Origin of the sequence: Pseudomonas sp. TNT2022 ID1044, assembly GCF_028656895.1 — a bacterium.
Lineage (GTDB): Bacteria > Pseudomonadota > Gammaproteobacteria > Pseudomonadales > Pseudomonadaceae > Aquipseudomonas > Aquipseudomonas reinekei.
Genome location: NZ_JAMDHB010000001.1, coordinates 67,443 through 82,511 on the forward strand (window position 1 = coordinate 67,443; position 15,069 = coordinate 82,511).

The window sequence follows — 15,069 nt, forward strand, 5'->3', positions numbered from 1 at the left end:
TAGCAGTGCTCATAACAGCATCATTAATGAAAAAGGAAAGTCATGATGATTCAACCTATTACTGGATCGACAATATGGGGCATTGCTTTACCCGATGGCTCCTCTGTGGCAGGTCCATCGACGGCGAGCCGCGCATCAGAATGGCTGACCCTTTCAGTGTCGGGTTCATCGCCGCTTTTTCAAACGGGCGACATGGGGGCAGCCCGACATATAGCCGCGGGTATGCGTCACGTGAATCGTGCGTTGACGCCTCAATTTGAAGAGAGTTTCAGGCAGCTTGGTGAGATAGACCAAAATGCTGTCGGACGTGTCACCGGATTCATTGATCATAGGTCTTTACCCAGGGAACCGGTCAATGAAGCGTTGTTTGATCGGGTCCGTGAGTTAAATGCCGCAGACGCCGTCCAAACCCGCGAAAGTCGCATGCAAACCATGCTTCAGGCTGGCATGGAATGGCTTGAAGCCGCCAAAGGGCCCGGGCTCAATTTGCTCAATATCTGCGGCCGAACGGGATTGATCGTCGCACTGACCACTGTGCTGCGCCAACTAGTCAGTTATCACGTGGAGCAAGCTTTGCGTGAGGGCGATTCGCCTGTGGCCTCCCGCGAATGGGCGGTGGTGGCGATCACCATGATCGGACCGGCGCTGACATTGATGGGCGCGATTCGAAATGAGCGCGACGGGACTGCAAGTCCCGCGTCACGCCTGGGACGGGCGTGTATGGTCAGTATTACATTGGGCGCAGTCATCGCGGCGCATCTGACAGGCGCCTCCAGTGCGTTGCTCCCGACGGTGGTGGGCGGGTCGATTTACACCTTGGCCAGAGGACTGGCCAATGTTTTCATTCCTTTGCAGGACAATGCAGGGCCAACTACCGCCTTGGCTACGGGCGCAACGACTGCCGTCTACGGTGCAGCACAGTTTTTACTGGCGCAAATGGGTCAGCTCGCACCCTTGAGCGGACCGGCGCGAGTTACGGCGGGGCTTGGTTATAGTCTGGGGGCGGATGCGATCCAGGGGGTGATGAATGGCTTTGCCATGGCCCTTGACGATGTTGTTTCGATTCTTTGCAAAAGTTGGAAGCTGTTATCTCCGTCACCGAGGCTGGATTCGGTTTTTTCTGATCCGGAAGCTTTGCAGCAAGTGGTGTTGCGGGTGCGTGCAGGTGTTCAGCGACCCACGCGAACCCAATTGGCGGATGCGGTTTTCAATATCGGAGCGCTACGTCTCTCGGCCGGTCACGCCATCGTTTTGGTGGTGGGGGCGGTAGCGTCGTTGCTTGGCGATTCCGAAGTCGATTCAGGCTATGAAATGCACATCCTCAACGGCTGCCTCGCACTGATGGCAATGATTGTTTACTTTCCTCTGGTGTTCGGCATCACCAAACGTAGCGACAACCTCTATGTGCTTCAGGAGACTGCCGGGCCTTGAACCAAGGCAAAGTGATCGCCTGTCAACATCAACCCCGGCTATAATCGGCGCCTCATTTCGCCGTCAATCGAGTCAAACCCGCCCATGTACACCCTGGCCCGTCAGCTGTTGTTCAAACTTTCCCCGGAAACTTCCCACGATCTGTCCCTGGACCTGATCGGTGCGGGAGGGCGTCTGGGACTCAACGGCTTGCTGTGCAAGGCGCCGGCGAAAAAACCGGTGAATGTCATGGGCCTGGATTTTCCGAATCCGGTGGGGTTGGCGGCCGGTCTGGACAAGAACGGCGCGGCCATTGATGGGTTCGCCCAACTGGGTTTCGGTTTTGTCGAAATCGGCACCATCACCCCGCGTCCGCAACCGGGCAACCCGAAGCCACGGCTGTTCCGTTTGCCGGAAGCCGAGGCGATCATCAATCGCATGGGCTTCAACAACCTCGGCGTCGATCATCTGCTGGCCCGTGTGGCGGCGGCCAAGTACAAGGGCGTGCTGGGTATCAATATTGGCAAAAACTTCGATACGCCGGTCGAGCGCGCGGTCGACGATTACCTGATCTGCCTGGACAAGGTCTATGCCCACGCCAGCTATGTGACGGTCAACGTCAGCTCGCCGAACACGCCGGGCCTGCGCAGCCTGCAGTTCGGTGACTCGCTCAAGCAACTGCTGGCCGACCTGGCCACGCGCCGCGCGGAGCTGGCGTTGCGTCACGGTAAACACGTACCGCTGGCGATCAAGATCGCCCCGGACATGACCGACGAAGAAACCGCGCAGGTGGCGCAGGCATTGATCGAAACCGGTATGGATGCGGTCATCGCCACCAACACCACCCTGAGCCGCGTGGGCGTCGAAGGCATGGAGCATGGTGACGAGGCGGGCGGTCTGTCCGGCGCACCGGTTCGCGACAAGAGCACCCACACGGTGAAGGTGCTGGCGGCGGAGTTGGGTGGTCGCCTGCCGATCATTGCTGCCGGTGGCATTACCGAAGGCAAACACGCGGCCGAGAAAATCACGGCCGGTGCGAGCCTGGTGCAGATTTACTCAGGCTTCATCTACAAAGGCCCGGCGCTGATCCGTGAATCCGTCGACGCCATTGCTGCCCTGCGCTGATCCCTATGGGTCGGGCTTTTGTGGCGAGGGAGCTTGCCCCCTCGCCACAATGGGATTTACGGTGAATTCACAGGCATAAAAAAAAGGGCCCCTTTAAAGGAGCCCCTGGGCCGTAGCCCGCCGTCCGGATGGGACGTGCGTGGTTAATTCGTTACGTAATCAGATTGTCGTGTCGGAGTGTTGTGCCCTGTGTTAGCCGACGGCGTGAAGTTCGTTGAGTCTGTGGATTCCCGCAGTGCCGGTCATACCGTCCCAGTTGTCGCCGCGTCCTTCTCGCCAGCCGTTAATCCAGGCTTGACGTACCGACGGTAGAGTAAATGGGCAAAGCTCACGGGATTTGCCACCAACGCCATATTGATATCCGCGCAAAAATGCTCTTTCCAACGGATCACGCTTAAGTCTTCTCATAGGGTGTTGCCCTCACTTGTTGACTGTATTTATCGCGTCGACCTCAATTGAGGTCTGGCAGAAAAACTCTGCCGTTGGGGGCTCGTTGCCGGCGTGACGAGCCAAGGTGTTGGCGCCATTGCGACGCCAACCTGTATGGAGTTCTAACCAATGCGTCACATCGAGGGAATGATCGTTTTGTCATAAGGACGTAACTGTTCATGTGCTAAGGCCATAAGTAACCGGATCTTCGCTACGTATTTTTTAGGCAAACCCCGGTATGATCGGCCCTGCACAGGATGATCAGGTTAATCCTTTGGTGAGAATGCCTCCCGTTGCCGGGAAGGACTATTCGACGAAGGGTCGCCTTATGACATTTTGTTGCGTCAACTTTTTTATCTGTCCTTGCATCTAAGCTCATTTAACCCGGGCAGCAGGGGTGGAACGGCACACCTTCGTGCCACGCGGGCGCTCTTCGAGAAAAGCGCCTGATTGAAAACCGGTCCGGCAATGCGTTGTCGGGCCACTCAGCCAAAGGCTCCGAATTCTCATGTCCGATCGTTTCGAACTCTTCCTCACTTGCCCAAAAGGCCTTGAAGGCCTGCTCATCGAGGAAGCCGTCGGGCTTGGCCTTGAGGAAGCGCGTGAGCACACCTCTGCCGTGCGCGGCATGGCCACCATGGAAACCGCTTATCGCCTGTGCCTGTGGTCGCGTCTGGCCAACCGGGTACTGCTGGTGCTCAAGCGCTTCCCGATGAAAGACGCCGAGGACCTCTATCACGGCGTGCTCGACATCGAGTGGCAAGACCACATGCTCAACGATGGCACCCTGGCCGTCGAATTCAGTGGTCACGGCTCCGGCATCGACAACACCCACTTCGGCGCCTTGAAGGTCAAGGATGCCATCGTCGACAAACTGCGCACCCCGCAAGGCGATCGCCCGTCCATCGACAAACTCAACCCGGACCTGCGCATTCACCTGCGTCTGGACCGTGGCGAAGCGATCCTCTCCCTCGACCTGTCCGGCCACAGCCTGCACCAGCGCGGCTACCGTCTGCAGCAGGGCGCGGCGCCGCTGAAAGAAAACCTCGCGGCCGCCATCCTGATCCGTTCCGGCTGGCCGCGTATCGCGGCTGAAGGCGGCGCACTGGCTGACCCGATGTGCGGTGTCGGTACGTTCCTGGTGGAAGCGGCGATGATCGCTGCCGACATCGCGCCGAACCTGCGTCGCGAACAGTGGGGTTTTACCGCCTGGCTCGGTCATGTACCGGCGCTGTGGAAAAAGCTCCACGAAGAAGCGTCCGAGCGCGCCGCCGCCGGTCTGGCCAAGCCACCGCTGTGGATTCGCGGATACGAAGCCGACCCGCGCCTGATTCAACCGGGCCGCAACAACGTCGAGCGTGCCGGCCTCAGCGAGTGGATCAAGATCTATCAAGGCGAAGTCGCGACCTTCGAGCCGCGTCCCGACCAGAACCAGAAAGGCCTGGTGATCTGCAACCCTCCATACGGCGAGCGTCTGGGCGATGAGGCGAGCCTGCTCTACCTTTATCAGAACCTCGGCGAGCGTCTGCGCCAGGCCTGTCTGAACTGGGAAGCGGCGGTGTTCACCGGCGCGCCGGACCTGGGCAAGCGCATGGGCATTCGCAGCCACAAACAGTATTCGTTCTGGAACGGCGCGTTGCCGTGCAAGCTGTTGCTGATCAAGGTGCTGCCGGATCAGTTCGTCACCGGCGAGCGTCGCACCCCGGAACAACGTCAGGCCGAGCGCGAGCAAGCGGCCTATGATGAAGCGCCGAGCGAACCGCAAGAACGCCAGTACAACAAAAACGGCAACCCGATCAAACCCGCGCCGGCCCCGGTGCCGGTGATCGAGCAGCCGCGCCTGAGCGAAGGCGGGCAGATGTTTGCCAACCGCCTGCAAAAGAACCTCAAGGCAATGGGCAAGTGGGTCAAGCGCGAAGGCATCGACTGCTACCGTGTCTACGATGCCGACATGCCGGAATATTCCATGGCCATCGACCTGTATCACGATTGGGTCCACGTCCAGGAATACGCCGCGCCGAAATCCATCGATCCGGAAAAAGCCTCGGCGCGGATGTTCGATGCCCTGGCCGCCATTCCGCAAGCGTTGAACATCGACAAGAGCCGCGTGGTGGTCAAGCGTCGCGAACGTCAGAGCGGCACCAGGCAGTACGAGCGCCAGGCGGCACAGGGCAAGTTCGTCGAGGTCAACGAAGGTGGCGTGAAGCTGCTGGTCAACCTTACGGATTACCTGGATACCGGTCTGTTCCTCGACCACCGTCCGATGCGCATGCGCATTCAGAAAGAGGCGGCCGGCAAGCGCTTCCTTAATCTGTTCTGCTACACCGCCACTGCCAGCGTGCACGCGGCCAAGGGCGGCGCACGCAGCACCACCAGCGTCGACCTGTCGAAAACCTACCTCGACTGGGCGCGTCGCAACCTGTCGCTGAACGGTTTCTCCGACAAGAACCGTCTGGAGCAGGGCGATGTGATGGCCTGGCTGGACGCCAGCCGTGACGAGTACGACCTGATCTTCATCGATCCGCCGACGTTCTCCAATTCCAAGCGCATGGAAGGCATTTTCGACGTGCAGCGTGATCAGGTGCAGTTGATCGACCTGGCGATGGCGCGTCTGGCCCCAGGCGGGGTGCTGTACTTCTCCAACAACTTCCGCAAGTTCGACCTGGAACCCAACCTCAGCGAGCGCTACGCGGTCGAAGAGATTTCCGCCCAGACCATCGATCCGGATTTTGCGCGTAACACCAAGATCCACCGTGCCTGGAAAATCACGGCCCGTTGACACCCGGGTTGGTTGGATCCACAGAGCCTTGATTTTAAAAGGCTCTGTGGGTTCTTTCAGTACTGGTCAAATTAGTGGCTAATAGCTATAACTCAACTCAGGGCCAAAGGGCTTTCCCGCACCTGGCGTTTTGAGTTGGGTTTTATGTCGTTGCACGCCGTGCGCCCAAAGATCCTGGGTTTTATCAGCGAAGATGTCTCGGCCTGGCTGGTCGCGCTCCTGGTTTTGCTCGTCGGCGGGATTCTCACGGGTTTGCTGGCGTGGTCGACCCTCAACTTGTTTCAACATCAATTGCGGCAACGTTTCCAACTGCTGGCCAGTGAGCGTTACAGCCGTATCGAAGAACGTTTCGAAGATCAGGAGCAGCGCCTCGATGGCCTGCGCCGGTTTTTCGCCAACTCCGGTTCGGTCTCCCGAGACGAGTTCGATGGCTACACCCGACCTTTATTGCACCGGACCCAGGCGTATTCATATGCCGAACGGGTGAGCCGTGACCAACGCACTGCATTCGAAAGCCGTGTTCGTGGCGAGGGCCTGAGCGGTTTTAGCTTTCGCGAGCTCAACGCCGACGGCCAATTGCAACTGGCTGCCGAGCGGGACGAGTACGTGGTCGTGGTGTACAGCCAGACACAAAGCAAACTCGGCGCGCCGCTCGGGTACGATTTGCTGGCCCAGCCGATGCGGCGTGCCACCCTGGAGCGAGCTGATCAGCATGACCAGATGGCCGTCTCGCAACCCATGCACCTGGTCAGTATCGAGCCGGCGTATGCGCGGGGCGTGCTGCTGGTCGCGCCGGTCGTGTTGCGCAACCGTCCAGTGCCAGCCAAACCGGTCGGTTATGTCATGGCCGTGATCAGTATGCGTCAGTTGCTGGCAGACGGTTTGCCTGAGGCGGGACGTGACTATCTGACGGTACGTATCCTCGATCTGTCCATCGATAATCAGCATGAAGTGCTGTATGAGTCGCCAAACACTCCGGCCGTCAGCGAGTTGTCGGCGACCCGGCTGTTGCGTCTGGCCGACCATAATTACCAGGTCGACATCCAGCCCAGTGAGGCGTTTCTCAAGGCCAACCATTCATCGGTGACCACCCTGGTGGTGCTCGGTGGTTTGCTCAGCTTGTTGCTCAGTGCCTTGCTTTACGTGCTGGTCAGCCAGCGGCAGCGGGCACTGAAAATGGTTGAACAACGGACCGAAGAGCTGCGCGCCCGCGAACAGGAACTGCGCGGCACCCATGGCCAGTTACGCGGTGTGCTGAACGCTGCAACCCAGGTGGCGATCATTGCCACGGATTTGCGCGGCGTGATCAGCACCTTCAATGCCGGTGCCGAGCAGATGCTCGGCTACACCGCTACCGAGGTGGTGGGGCAAATGACCCTGGAAAACCTGCACCTGCCCCGGGAGCTGTCGGCACGCTCGGCAGAACTGAGCGCGCGCTTCGGCAAACCGGTGCCAACCTGTCATGCAATGCTGGTCGAGGGCAGCGAGGGCGGCAAGCACGAGGCGCGTGAATGGACGCTGGTGCGGGGCGACGGCAGCCATTTGATCGTCAACATGCTGGCGACCCCGGTGCTTGATGAGCAAGGCCTGTGGGTCGGGCATCTGGCGGTGTGCATCGATATTACCGAACGCAAACGGGTCCACGAGGCCCTGGCCGCTCGGGACGTGTTGTTGAAGAAACTCAGCGCCCATGTCCCAGGCGGAATCTATCAGTTCAAGATGGAGTTCGACGGCCGCTTCAGCGTGATCTACGCCAGTGACGGTATTCGCGAAATCTACGAACTCGAGCCGGACGTATTGCTGCTCAATGCCGAGGCGATCTTCACGCGGATTCATCCCCAGGACATCACCCGTGTGCGCGCCTCCATTCGCGACTCGGCCGATACCATCAGCCCCTGGCGCGAAGAGTATCGCGTGCAACTGCCGCAGCGCGGTCTGCGCTGGGTACGCGGCGAGGCGACGCCGGAAGAACTGCCAGGTGGCGGCGTACTCTGGCATGGCTACATCTCGGACATTTCCGACATGAAGCGGGTGGAAGAAGAACTGCGCGCGCTGTCGGTCACCGATTCCCTGACCGGCATTCACAACCGGCGCTATTTCCAGGAGCGCCTGACCACGGAAATGGCCCGGGTCGAGCGCGGTGGCGGCGAGCTGTCGGTGATCATGCTCGACATCGATCATTTCAAACGCATCAATGACCAGCATGGCCATGCCGTCGGTGATCGGGTTTTGCAGATCGTCTGCGAGCGCATTGGCCACCGGTTGCGCCGCACGGACGTGTTTTGCCGATTGGGTGGCGAAGAGTTCATGGTGCTGTGCCCCGACATCAGCGGTGAACACGCCTACGTGTTGGCACTGGAACTGTGGCAAGGCTTGCGCAGTTCGCCGATCGACGAGGTCGGGATCGTCACTGCGAGTTTCGGGATCGCCAGCTGGCGAATCGGTGAAGGTGCGGATGCGCTGCTGCTGCGGGCGGACTCAGGAGTGTATGCGGCGAAACAGGCGGGCAGGGACCGGGTCCAGGGCGAGACGAACTGACCCGGCTCCTGCATTGGTTTTGTGGTGCTTACAAAACCGAAGCTGTCTGCGGCAGTTTTGGCTGGCGGTACAGGTCCAGCAGCACTTGATCGAGCACCGACGATGCACCGAACGGCGCCTTGTCGTTGAGGATCGCCACGACCGCCCAGGTGTTGCCATTGACGTCACGGCTGAAACCGGCGATGGCGCGCACGGTGTTCAGGGTGCCGGTCTTGACGTGGGCTTCGCCGCGCATCGCGGTGGTCTTCAGGCGTTTGCGCATGGTGCCGTCGGTGCCGGCAATCGGCATCGAACTGATGTACTCGGCGGCGTAAGGGCTGCGCCACGCGGCCTGCAGCATCGACGCCATTTCCCGGGCGCTGACGCGTTCGGAGCGGGACAGGCCGGAGCCGTTCTCCATCACCAGGTGCGGCGCGGTAATGCCTTTCTTCGCCAGCCACTGGCGTACGACGCGTTGTGCCGCCTTGGCGTCGTCACCGTCGGCATCGGTACGGAATTTCTGCCCCAGGCTCAGGAACAGCTGCTGGGCCATGGTGTTGTTACTGTACTTGTTGATGTCGCGAATGATTTCCGCCAGATCCGGCGAGAATGACCGCGCCAGCACCTTGGCACCTTTCGGCGTTGGCGCCAGCACATCCTTGCCCTGGATGCTGCCGCCCAGTTCTTTCCAGATCGCACGCACGGCACCGGCCGTGTACGTCGCGTGATCGAGTAGCGACAGGTAGGTCTGCGAACTGCAGCCTTCGCCCAACTGGCCGCCAACGGTCACCGTCACGCTGCCATCGGCTTGGGGCACCGGGTTGTAGCGTACGCCGCCGGTGCATTGTTTGGCGTTGATGGCCTTGACCTGATTGTCGATGCGGATGCTGGCAATCGGCGGCTCCACCGAGACCAGCACCTTGCCCGAATCGTTACGTGCAACGAAGCGCAGGGCCTTGAGGTTGACCAACAGTGCATCGGGTTTGACCAGGAACGGTTTGTTTTTGTCGTTGCCGTCGTCATTGAACTCGGGCAGTTGCGGCTGCACGAAGAAGTTCTTGTCCAGCACCAGATCGCCGGTGACCTGGGTCACGCCATTGGCGCGCAGGTCGCGCATCAACAGCCAGAGTTTTTCCATGTTCAGCTTCGGATCACCGCCACCCTTGAGGTACAGGTTGCCGTTGAGAATGCCGCCGCTGAGCGTGCCGTCGGTGTAGAACTCGGTTTTCCACTGGTGGTTCGGGCCAAGCATTTCCAGGGCCGCGTAGGTGGTCACCAGCTTCATGGTCGACGCCGGGTTGACCGATACGTCGGCGTTGAAAATGGTCGGGGTGCCCGGGCCGTTGAGCGGAAGCATCACCAGCGACAGGGCGTTGTCCTGCAGCTTGCTGGCCTTGAGGGCTTTTTCAACGTTGGGTGATAAAGAGGTGTTGATCGGGGCAGCGGAAACGGGAATGGCCAGGGGGAACAGCAGGCCGGCCAGCAACAATGGACGCAACGATTTGATCATGTGAAATAGAACCCTGCAGCCGAGGGGAAAAAAAACGAGGGCATGAAGATAAATTCCCTCAGTGGTCATGAAAGTGTCGGCATTATGCCCCAAGGTGTCACGGCTTGTGCCGTGCCTTGGGCCTTTAATCGGCTATTTTTTACCGGCGGTAGCCTTCGCGCCCCAGAGAGTCGGGCAATCGGCCGCTTAAACTGCTAAAGTGCCGCCCGTTATTACTTAAGAGGATTGTTCCAATGGCGACTAACCGTTCCCAGCGTCTGCGCAAAAAACTGTGCGTCGATGAATTTCAAGAGCTGGGTTTCGAACTGAACCTGGATTTCAAAGAAGATTTGGCTGATGAAGCCATTGATGCTTTCCTCGATGCGTTCCTTAAAGAAGCCATGGAAGCCAACGGTCTGGGTTATGTGGGCGGCGACGACTTCGGTCTGGTTTGCCTGCAGAAGCGTGGCTCGGTTTCCGAAGAGCAGCGTGCAGCGGTTGAAGCCTGGCTCAAAGGCCGCAGCGAACTGACCGAAGCGACTGTCAGCCCGCTGATCGATGTCTGGTACCCGGAAAAGCCGATCAATCCGGTAGCTTGATGTCTTGAGAAGAACGGCGACCCAAGGGTCGCCGTTTTTTTATGCCTGTCAGGCCTTGCGCCAATTCAAAATCACCATTGTCACAACCCCCGCCACAATCCCCCAGAACGCCGAACCAATGGAAAACAGCGTCAGCCCCGACGCCGTGACCATGAAGGTGATCAGCGCCGCCTCACGTTCCTTCACTTCGCTCATGGCAATGCTCAGGCCGTTGATGATCGAGCCAAACAGCGCCAGCGCGGCAATCGAAAGCACCAGTTCCTTGGGCAATGCCGCAAACAATGCCGCCAGCGTCGCGCCGAATACCCCGGCAATCCCGTAGAAAATCCCGCACCAGACGGCGGCCGTGTAGCGTTTGTTGCGATCTTCGTGGGCATGCGGCCCGGTGCAAATGGCGGCACTGATCGCTGCGAGGTTGATGCCATGGGAGCCGAATGGCGCCAGCAGCAACGAAGCGATGCCTGTCGTGGTGATCAGCGGTGAGGCCGGCACGTTATAGCCATCGGCGCGCAATACGGCGATGCCGGGCATGTTTTGCGAGGTCATCGCCACCACGAACAGCGGAATGCCGATGCTGATTGTCGCGGCAAGGGAGAAGTGCGGGGTGGTCCAGACCGGCGTGGCCACTTCCAGATGGAAACCACTGAAATCCAGCAACCCCATGAATCCGGACAGCGCCGTGCCGATCAACAGCGCCGCCAGCACCGCGTAGCGAGGCGACAGGCGTTTGACCAGCAAATAAGTGACGAACATGCCCAGGACCAGCGCCGTGCGATGCTGGGCGGCGACGAAGATTTCGCTGCCGATCTTGAACAGAATGCCCGCCAGCAAAGCGGCCGCCAACGAAGCCGGGATCTTTTTCACCAGGCGCTCGAAACTGCCGGTCAGGCCGCAAATCGTCACCAGCACGGCACAGGTAATGTAGGCACCGATGGCTTCGCCGTAGGACACACCGCCGAGGCTGGTGATCAGCAGCGCGGCGCCCGGGGTCGACCAGGCAATGGTGATCGGCGTGCGATAGCGCAAGGACAGGCCAATGGAGCACACCGCCATGCCAATGGAAATCGCCCAGATCCACGACGAAATCTGCCCGCTGCTCAGGCCGGCCGCTTGTCCGGCCTGGAACATCAGCACCAGCGAACTGGTGTAACCGGTCATCATCGCGATGAACCCGGCGACGATCGCCGACGGTGACGTGTCGGCCAGGGGGCGTAATTGCGTGTGCGTGGCGTCGTTCATGACGGCGGTGTTCCTTATACTGATGAAGACATCCCCTTTAGGAGGTCGTGCCTGGCAGCGGATTCTGCGATCAAGCCTAAACTCAAACGTAATGGAACGTTGCAATACAGCGGAAGTGACAAACAGCCGTACAGTCGTGTTGCCACTAAGCATTGTGTACAATCGCCATGTTTTTTACGCGATACTTGCCAGCGACCCACTGTGCCGTATTACAGTCACGGTCAATTCGCCGCAGTTCTCCCGACTCGAGTGCCCATGAACGAACAGTTGCAGCCCCTAAAGAAACAACCGCGAGCAGGCAAAGCCGGCCGTAGCGGTACCCAGGACGATATTGTCTACGCGCATATCTTCGAGGCCATCCTCGAACAGCGTCTGGCGCCCGGCACCAAGTTGAGCGAAGAAGCGCTGGGGGAAATTTTCGGGGTCAGCCGCACCATCATTCGCCGCGCCTTGTCGCGCCTGGCCCATGAAGGCGTGGTGCTGCTGCGTCCGAATCGTGGCGCCGTGGTCGCCAGCCCGAGCGTCGAGGAGGCCCGTCAGGTGTTCATGGCCCGCCGTCTGGTGGAGCGCGCGATCACCGAACTGGCCGTCCAGCACGCCACCGCCGAGCAGATCGCCGAGTTGCGCCAGATGGTTAACGACGAACGCGACAGCTTTTCCCGTGGTGATCGCGGTGCCGGTATCCGTCTGTCGGGCGAATTCCATCTGAAACTGGCCGAAGCGGCGAAAAATGCGCCGTTGATCAGCTTCCAGCGCAGCCTGGTGTCCCAGACTTCGCTGATCATTGCCCAGTATGAAAGCGGCAACCGTTCCCACTGCTCCTACGACGAGCACACCCAGTTGATCGACGCCATCGAAAAGCGCGACGGCGAACTGGCGGTGAACCTGATGATGCATCACATGGATCACATCGACAGCAAGCTCAACCTCGATGAGGAAAGTGCTTCGGATGATCTGCATGCGGTGTTCTCGCATTTGTTGCAGACCAAGAAGCCAGGGCGGTCGCCGGCGAAAATCTGACGGACCGCGTCGCCTCTATCGCTGGCAAGCCAGCTCCCACAATGATCTTCGGTGTTTACAAACTTGTAATTCACCTCGGCCCTGTGGGAGCTGGCTTGCCAGCGATGGCGGACTGACAGGCAATAAAAATCCCCCGGGCTGAAAAGCGGCGGGGGATTTTTTATGCCCGAAGAAAACTCAGCGCTGATGCACCAGATTCCCCGCCGCATAGGTCTGCTGAACCGTCCGGTCATCCCCCAGCGTCATCAGCACAAACAACGTCTCGGCAATGTTATTGGCCTGCTTCAGGCGATAACCCAGCAACGGTGTGGCGTTGTAGTCCAGTACCAGGAAGTCGGCGTCGGTGCCCGGTTGCAGGTTGCCGATCTTGTCTTCCAGACGCAACGCACGGGCGCCGCCCAGGGTCGCCAGGTACAGCGACTTGAAGGGGCTCAGGCGCGCACCTTGCAGCTGCATGACCTTGTAGGCTTCGTTGAGCGTTTGCAGCAGCGAGAAGCTGGTGCCGCCGCCGACGTCGGTGCCAAGGCCGACATTGAGTTTGTGCTTCTCGGCCATTGGCAAGTTGAACAGGCCGCTACCAAGGAAGAAGTTCGAGGTCGGGCAGAAGGCGATGGCCGATCCGGTTTCCGCCAGGCGCGCGCACTCGTCGTCGCACAGGTGCACGCCGTGGGCGAACACCGAGCGTTCACCGAGCAACTGATAGTGATCGTAGACGTCCAGGTAACCCTTGCGCTCGGGGAACAGCTCCTTGACCCACTCGACTTCTTTCAGGTTTTCGCTGATGTGGGTCTGCATGTACAGACCCGGGTATTCGCTGAGCAACTGGCCGGCGAGGGTCAATTGTTCCGGGGTGCTGGTCGGGGCGAAACGTGGCGTCACCGCGTAGTGCAGGCGACCCTTGCCATGCCAGCGCTCAATCAGCGCCTTGCTTTCGACGTAGCTGGATTCAGCGGTGTCGGTCAGGTAGTCCGGGGCGTTGCGGTCCATCATCACCTTGCCGGCGATCATCCGCAGGTCGAGCTGCTCGGCGGCTTCGAAGAACGAATTCACCGATTGCGGATGCACGCTGCCGAACACCAGTGCGGTGGTGGTGCCGTTGCGCAGCAGTTCCTTGATGAAAATGTCCGCGACTTCGTCGGCATGGGCCTTGTCGGCGAACTGGCTTTCGCACGGGAAGGTGTAAGTGTTGAGCCAGTCCAGCAGTTGCTCGCCGTAGGCGCCGACCATGCCGGTTTGCGGCAGGTGAATGTGGGTGTCGATAAAGCCGGGGGTGATCAGTGCGTCTTGATAGTGGGTGATTTCAATGTCTGCCGGCAGCGTCGGCAGCAAATCGCTGGCGTGGCCCAGTGCGCTGATTTTGCCGTTATCCACCACCAGCAGGCCGTCCTCGAAATACTCGTAAGAGGCTTCGATGCCGACTTCGGCAGGGTCGGCGATGCTGTGCAGAATGGCGGCGCGGTAGGCTTTGCGAGTCAGAGGCATGTGGGTTCCCGGGTTCTAAGGCTTATCAATTGGAGGCTTGGCTGCGGCGTGAAGCAGGCAGCAGTTTGGCAATCGATGATCCGGCGCTGGCAGTCTGCTGGCCGAAATTCGCGTTGTAAGTGGCGATGATCTCGCCAGCGATGGAGATGGCGATTTCCACAGGCAACTTGCCTTTGACTTCGCCGATGCCCATCGGGCAGCGCATGCGTTGCACGACGCTGCTGTCGAAACCGCGATCGCGCAGGCGATGTTCGAACTTCACCCGTTTGGTCTTCGAACCGATCAGGCCGAAGTAGGCGAAGTCGTTACGCTTGAGGATTGCGGCAGTGAGTTCGAGGTCGAGCTGGTGGTTGTGGGTCATGACGATGCAGTAGCTGCCGGCGGGCAGGTCGTCGATTTCATCCACCGGTTCTTCGGAAACAATCTTGCGCACGCCGTGGGGGATCTGTTCAGGGAATTCGTCATCGCGCGAGTCGATCCAGCGAATACGGCAGGGCAGGCTGGCGAGCAACGGCACCAGTGCGCGGCCAACGTGACCGGCGCCGAACACGGCGATTTGCGCTTGCACCTGGCCCATCGGTTCGAACAGTAAGACGGTCGCGCCGCCGCAGCACTGGCCGAGGCTGGCGCCGAGGCTGAAGCGTTCCAGATGGGTGTCCTGTTTACCGCTGGCGAGCATGTCGCGGGCGATCTGCATGGCCTTGTATTCCAGGTGTCCGCCACCGATGGTGTCGAAGGCCTGGCGAGCGCTGATGACCATTTTCGAACCGGCATTACGCGGCGTCGAGCCGAGCTCCTCGATGATGGTCACCAACACGCAGGGCTCACCCTGGTTTTGCAGGTCGGCGAGGGCGTCGATCCAGTTGTACATGTTTCACCTCAACATCTCTGTTGTCAGTTCGGGCCTCATCGCGGGCAAGCCAGCTCCCACAGGATTTGAGTTGAATCCAGATTCTGTGGACACCACAAAACACTGTGGC

11 protein-coding genes are annotated in these 15,069 nt (G+C 59.8%); 6 read left to right on the forward strand and 5 right to left on the reverse strand.

Annotation, left to right across the window (positions count from 1 at the left end):
• The first annotated feature begins 42 nt into the window (after nucleotides 1-42).
• Nucleotides 43-1,431 (forward strand): hypothetical protein, encoded by a 1,389-nt coding sequence (locus M5G20_RS00325; RefSeq protein WP_273917409.1) that lies wholly within the window; start codon nucleotides 43-45, stop codon nucleotides 1,429-1,431.
• Nucleotides 1,432-1,515: 84 nt separating this feature from the next.
• Nucleotides 1,516-2,535, forward strand: a complete 1,020-nt coding sequence (locus tag M5G20_RS00330; RefSeq protein ID WP_273917410.1) for a quinone-dependent dihydroorotate dehydrogenase — start codon at nucleotides 1,516-1,518, stop codon at nucleotides 2,533-2,535.
• Nucleotides 2,536-2,727: 192 nt separating this feature from the next.
• Here M5G20_RS00330 and rmf read toward each other — a convergent pair whose 3' ends face one another.
• Nucleotides 2,728-2,943 (reverse strand): ribosome modulation factor, encoded by a 216-nt coding sequence (rmf, locus tag M5G20_RS00335; RefSeq protein ID WP_003223300.1) that lies wholly within the window; start codon nucleotides 2,941-2,943, stop codon nucleotides 2,728-2,730.
• Nucleotides 2,944-3,472: 529 nt separating this feature from the next.
• Between rmf and rlmKL the strand changes: the two genes are divergently transcribed.
• Nucleotides 3,473-5,743, forward strand: coding sequence for a bifunctional 23S rRNA (guanine(2069)-N(7))-methyltransferase RlmK/23S rRNA (guanine(2445)-N(2))-methyltransferase RlmL (gene rlmKL / locus M5G20_RS00340; protein ID WP_273917411.1), 2,271 nt, complete (start codon nucleotides 3,473-3,475; stop codon nucleotides 5,741-5,743).
• Between the two features lie 144 nt (nucleotides 5,744-5,887).
• Nucleotides 5,888-8,281, forward strand: a complete 2,394-nt coding sequence (locus tag M5G20_RS00345; protein WP_273917412.1) for a sensor domain-containing diguanylate cyclase — start codon at nucleotides 5,888-5,890, stop codon at nucleotides 8,279-8,281.
• Nucleotides 8,282-8,309: 28 nt separating this feature from the next.
• On the opposite strand, the gene dacB is transcribed toward M5G20_RS00345, so the two are convergent.
• Nucleotides 8,310-9,770 carry a D-alanyl-D-alanine carboxypeptidase/D-alanyl-D-alanine endopeptidase gene (gene dacB, locus M5G20_RS00350; protein WP_273917413.1) on the reverse strand — a complete coding sequence of 487 codons (1,461 nt, stop codon included), beginning with the start codon at nucleotides 9,768-9,770 and terminating at the stop codon, nucleotides 8,310-8,312.
• Between the two features lie 233 nt (nucleotides 9,771-10,003).
• Between dacB and M5G20_RS00355 the strand changes: the two genes are divergently transcribed.
• Entirely contained in the window at nucleotides 10,004-10,348 is a 345-nt protein-coding gene (locus tag M5G20_RS00355) for a YggL family protein (RefSeq protein ID WP_007896965.1), read from the forward strand.
• Nucleotides 10,349-10,396: 48 nt separating this feature from the next.
• Here the strand turns inward: M5G20_RS00355 and M5G20_RS00360 are convergent, their stop codons facing one another.
• The gene (locus M5G20_RS00360) at nucleotides 10,397-11,587 is read right to left on the reverse strand and encodes a benzoate/H(+) symporter BenE family transporter (protein WP_273917414.1); all 1,191 of its coding nucleotides are present in this window, start codon (nucleotides 11,585-11,587) and stop codon (nucleotides 10,397-10,399) included.
• A 255-nt stretch (nucleotides 11,588-11,842) separates the two neighbouring features.
• Here M5G20_RS00360 and M5G20_RS00365 point away from each other — a divergent pair, with 255 nt between their 5' ends.
• Nucleotides 11,843-12,607 carry a GntR family transcriptional regulator gene (locus tag M5G20_RS00365; protein WP_150715740.1) on the forward strand — a complete coding sequence of 255 codons (765 nt, stop codon included), beginning with the start codon at nucleotides 11,843-11,845 and terminating at the stop codon, nucleotides 12,605-12,607.
• Between the two features lie 177 nt (nucleotides 12,608-12,784).
• Here M5G20_RS00365 and guaD read toward each other — a convergent pair whose 3' ends face one another.
• Nucleotides 12,785-14,089 carry a guanine deaminase gene (guaD, locus tag M5G20_RS00370; protein WP_150733244.1) on the reverse strand — a complete coding sequence of 435 codons (1,305 nt, stop codon included), beginning with the start codon at nucleotides 14,087-14,089 and terminating at the stop codon, nucleotides 12,785-12,787.
• Between the two features lie 25 nt (nucleotides 14,090-14,114).
• A complete protein-coding gene (xdhC, locus tag M5G20_RS00375; protein WP_150733245.1) occupies nucleotides 14,115-14,960 on the reverse strand; it encodes a xanthine dehydrogenase accessory protein XdhC in 846 nt (281 codons plus the stop codon).
• Nucleotides 14,961-15,069: the final 109 nt, after the last annotated feature.

What these genes read in the sequence shown, in the direction of transcription:
- M5G20_RS00325 (WP_273917409.1), top strand. Translation starts at nt 43, where the DNA reads ATGATGATTCAACCTATTACTGGATCGACAATATGGGGCATTGCTTTA.
- M5G20_RS00330 (WP_273917410.1), top strand. Translation starts at nt 1,516, where the DNA reads ATGTACACCCTGGCCCGTCAGCTGTTGTTCAAACTTTCCCCGGAAACT.
- rmf (WP_003223300.1), bottom strand. Translation starts at nt 2,943, where the DNA reads ATGAGAAGACTTAAGCGTGATCCGTTGGAAAGAGCATTTTTGCGCGGA.
- rlmKL (WP_273917411.1), top strand. Translation starts at nt 3,473, where the DNA reads ATGTCCGATCGTTTCGAACTCTTCCTCACTTGCCCAAAAGGCCTTGAA.
- M5G20_RS00345 (WP_273917412.1), top strand. Translation starts at nt 5,888, where the DNA reads ATGTCGTTGCACGCCGTGCGCCCAAAGATCCTGGGTTTTATCAGCGAA.
- dacB (WP_273917413.1), bottom strand. Translation starts at nt 9,770, where the DNA reads ATGATCAAATCGTTGCGTCCATTGTTGCTGGCCGGCCTGCTGTTCCCC.
- M5G20_RS00355 (WP_007896965.1), top strand. Translation starts at nt 10,004, where the DNA reads ATGGCGACTAACCGTTCCCAGCGTCTGCGCAAAAAACTGTGCGTCGAT.
- M5G20_RS00360 (WP_273917414.1), bottom strand. Translation starts at nt 11,587, where the DNA reads ATGAACGACGCCACGCACACGCAATTACGCCCCCTGGCCGACACGTCA.
- M5G20_RS00365 (WP_150715740.1), top strand. Translation starts at nt 11,843, where the DNA reads ATGAACGAACAGTTGCAGCCCCTAAAGAAACAACCGCGAGCAGGCAAA.
- guaD (WP_150733244.1), bottom strand. Translation starts at nt 14,089, where the DNA reads ATGCCTCTGACTCGCAAAGCCTACCGCGCCGCCATTCTGCACAGCATC.
- xdhC (WP_150733245.1), bottom strand. Translation starts at nt 14,960, where the DNA reads ATGTACAACTGGATCGACGCCCTCGCCGACCTGCAAAACCAGGGTGAG.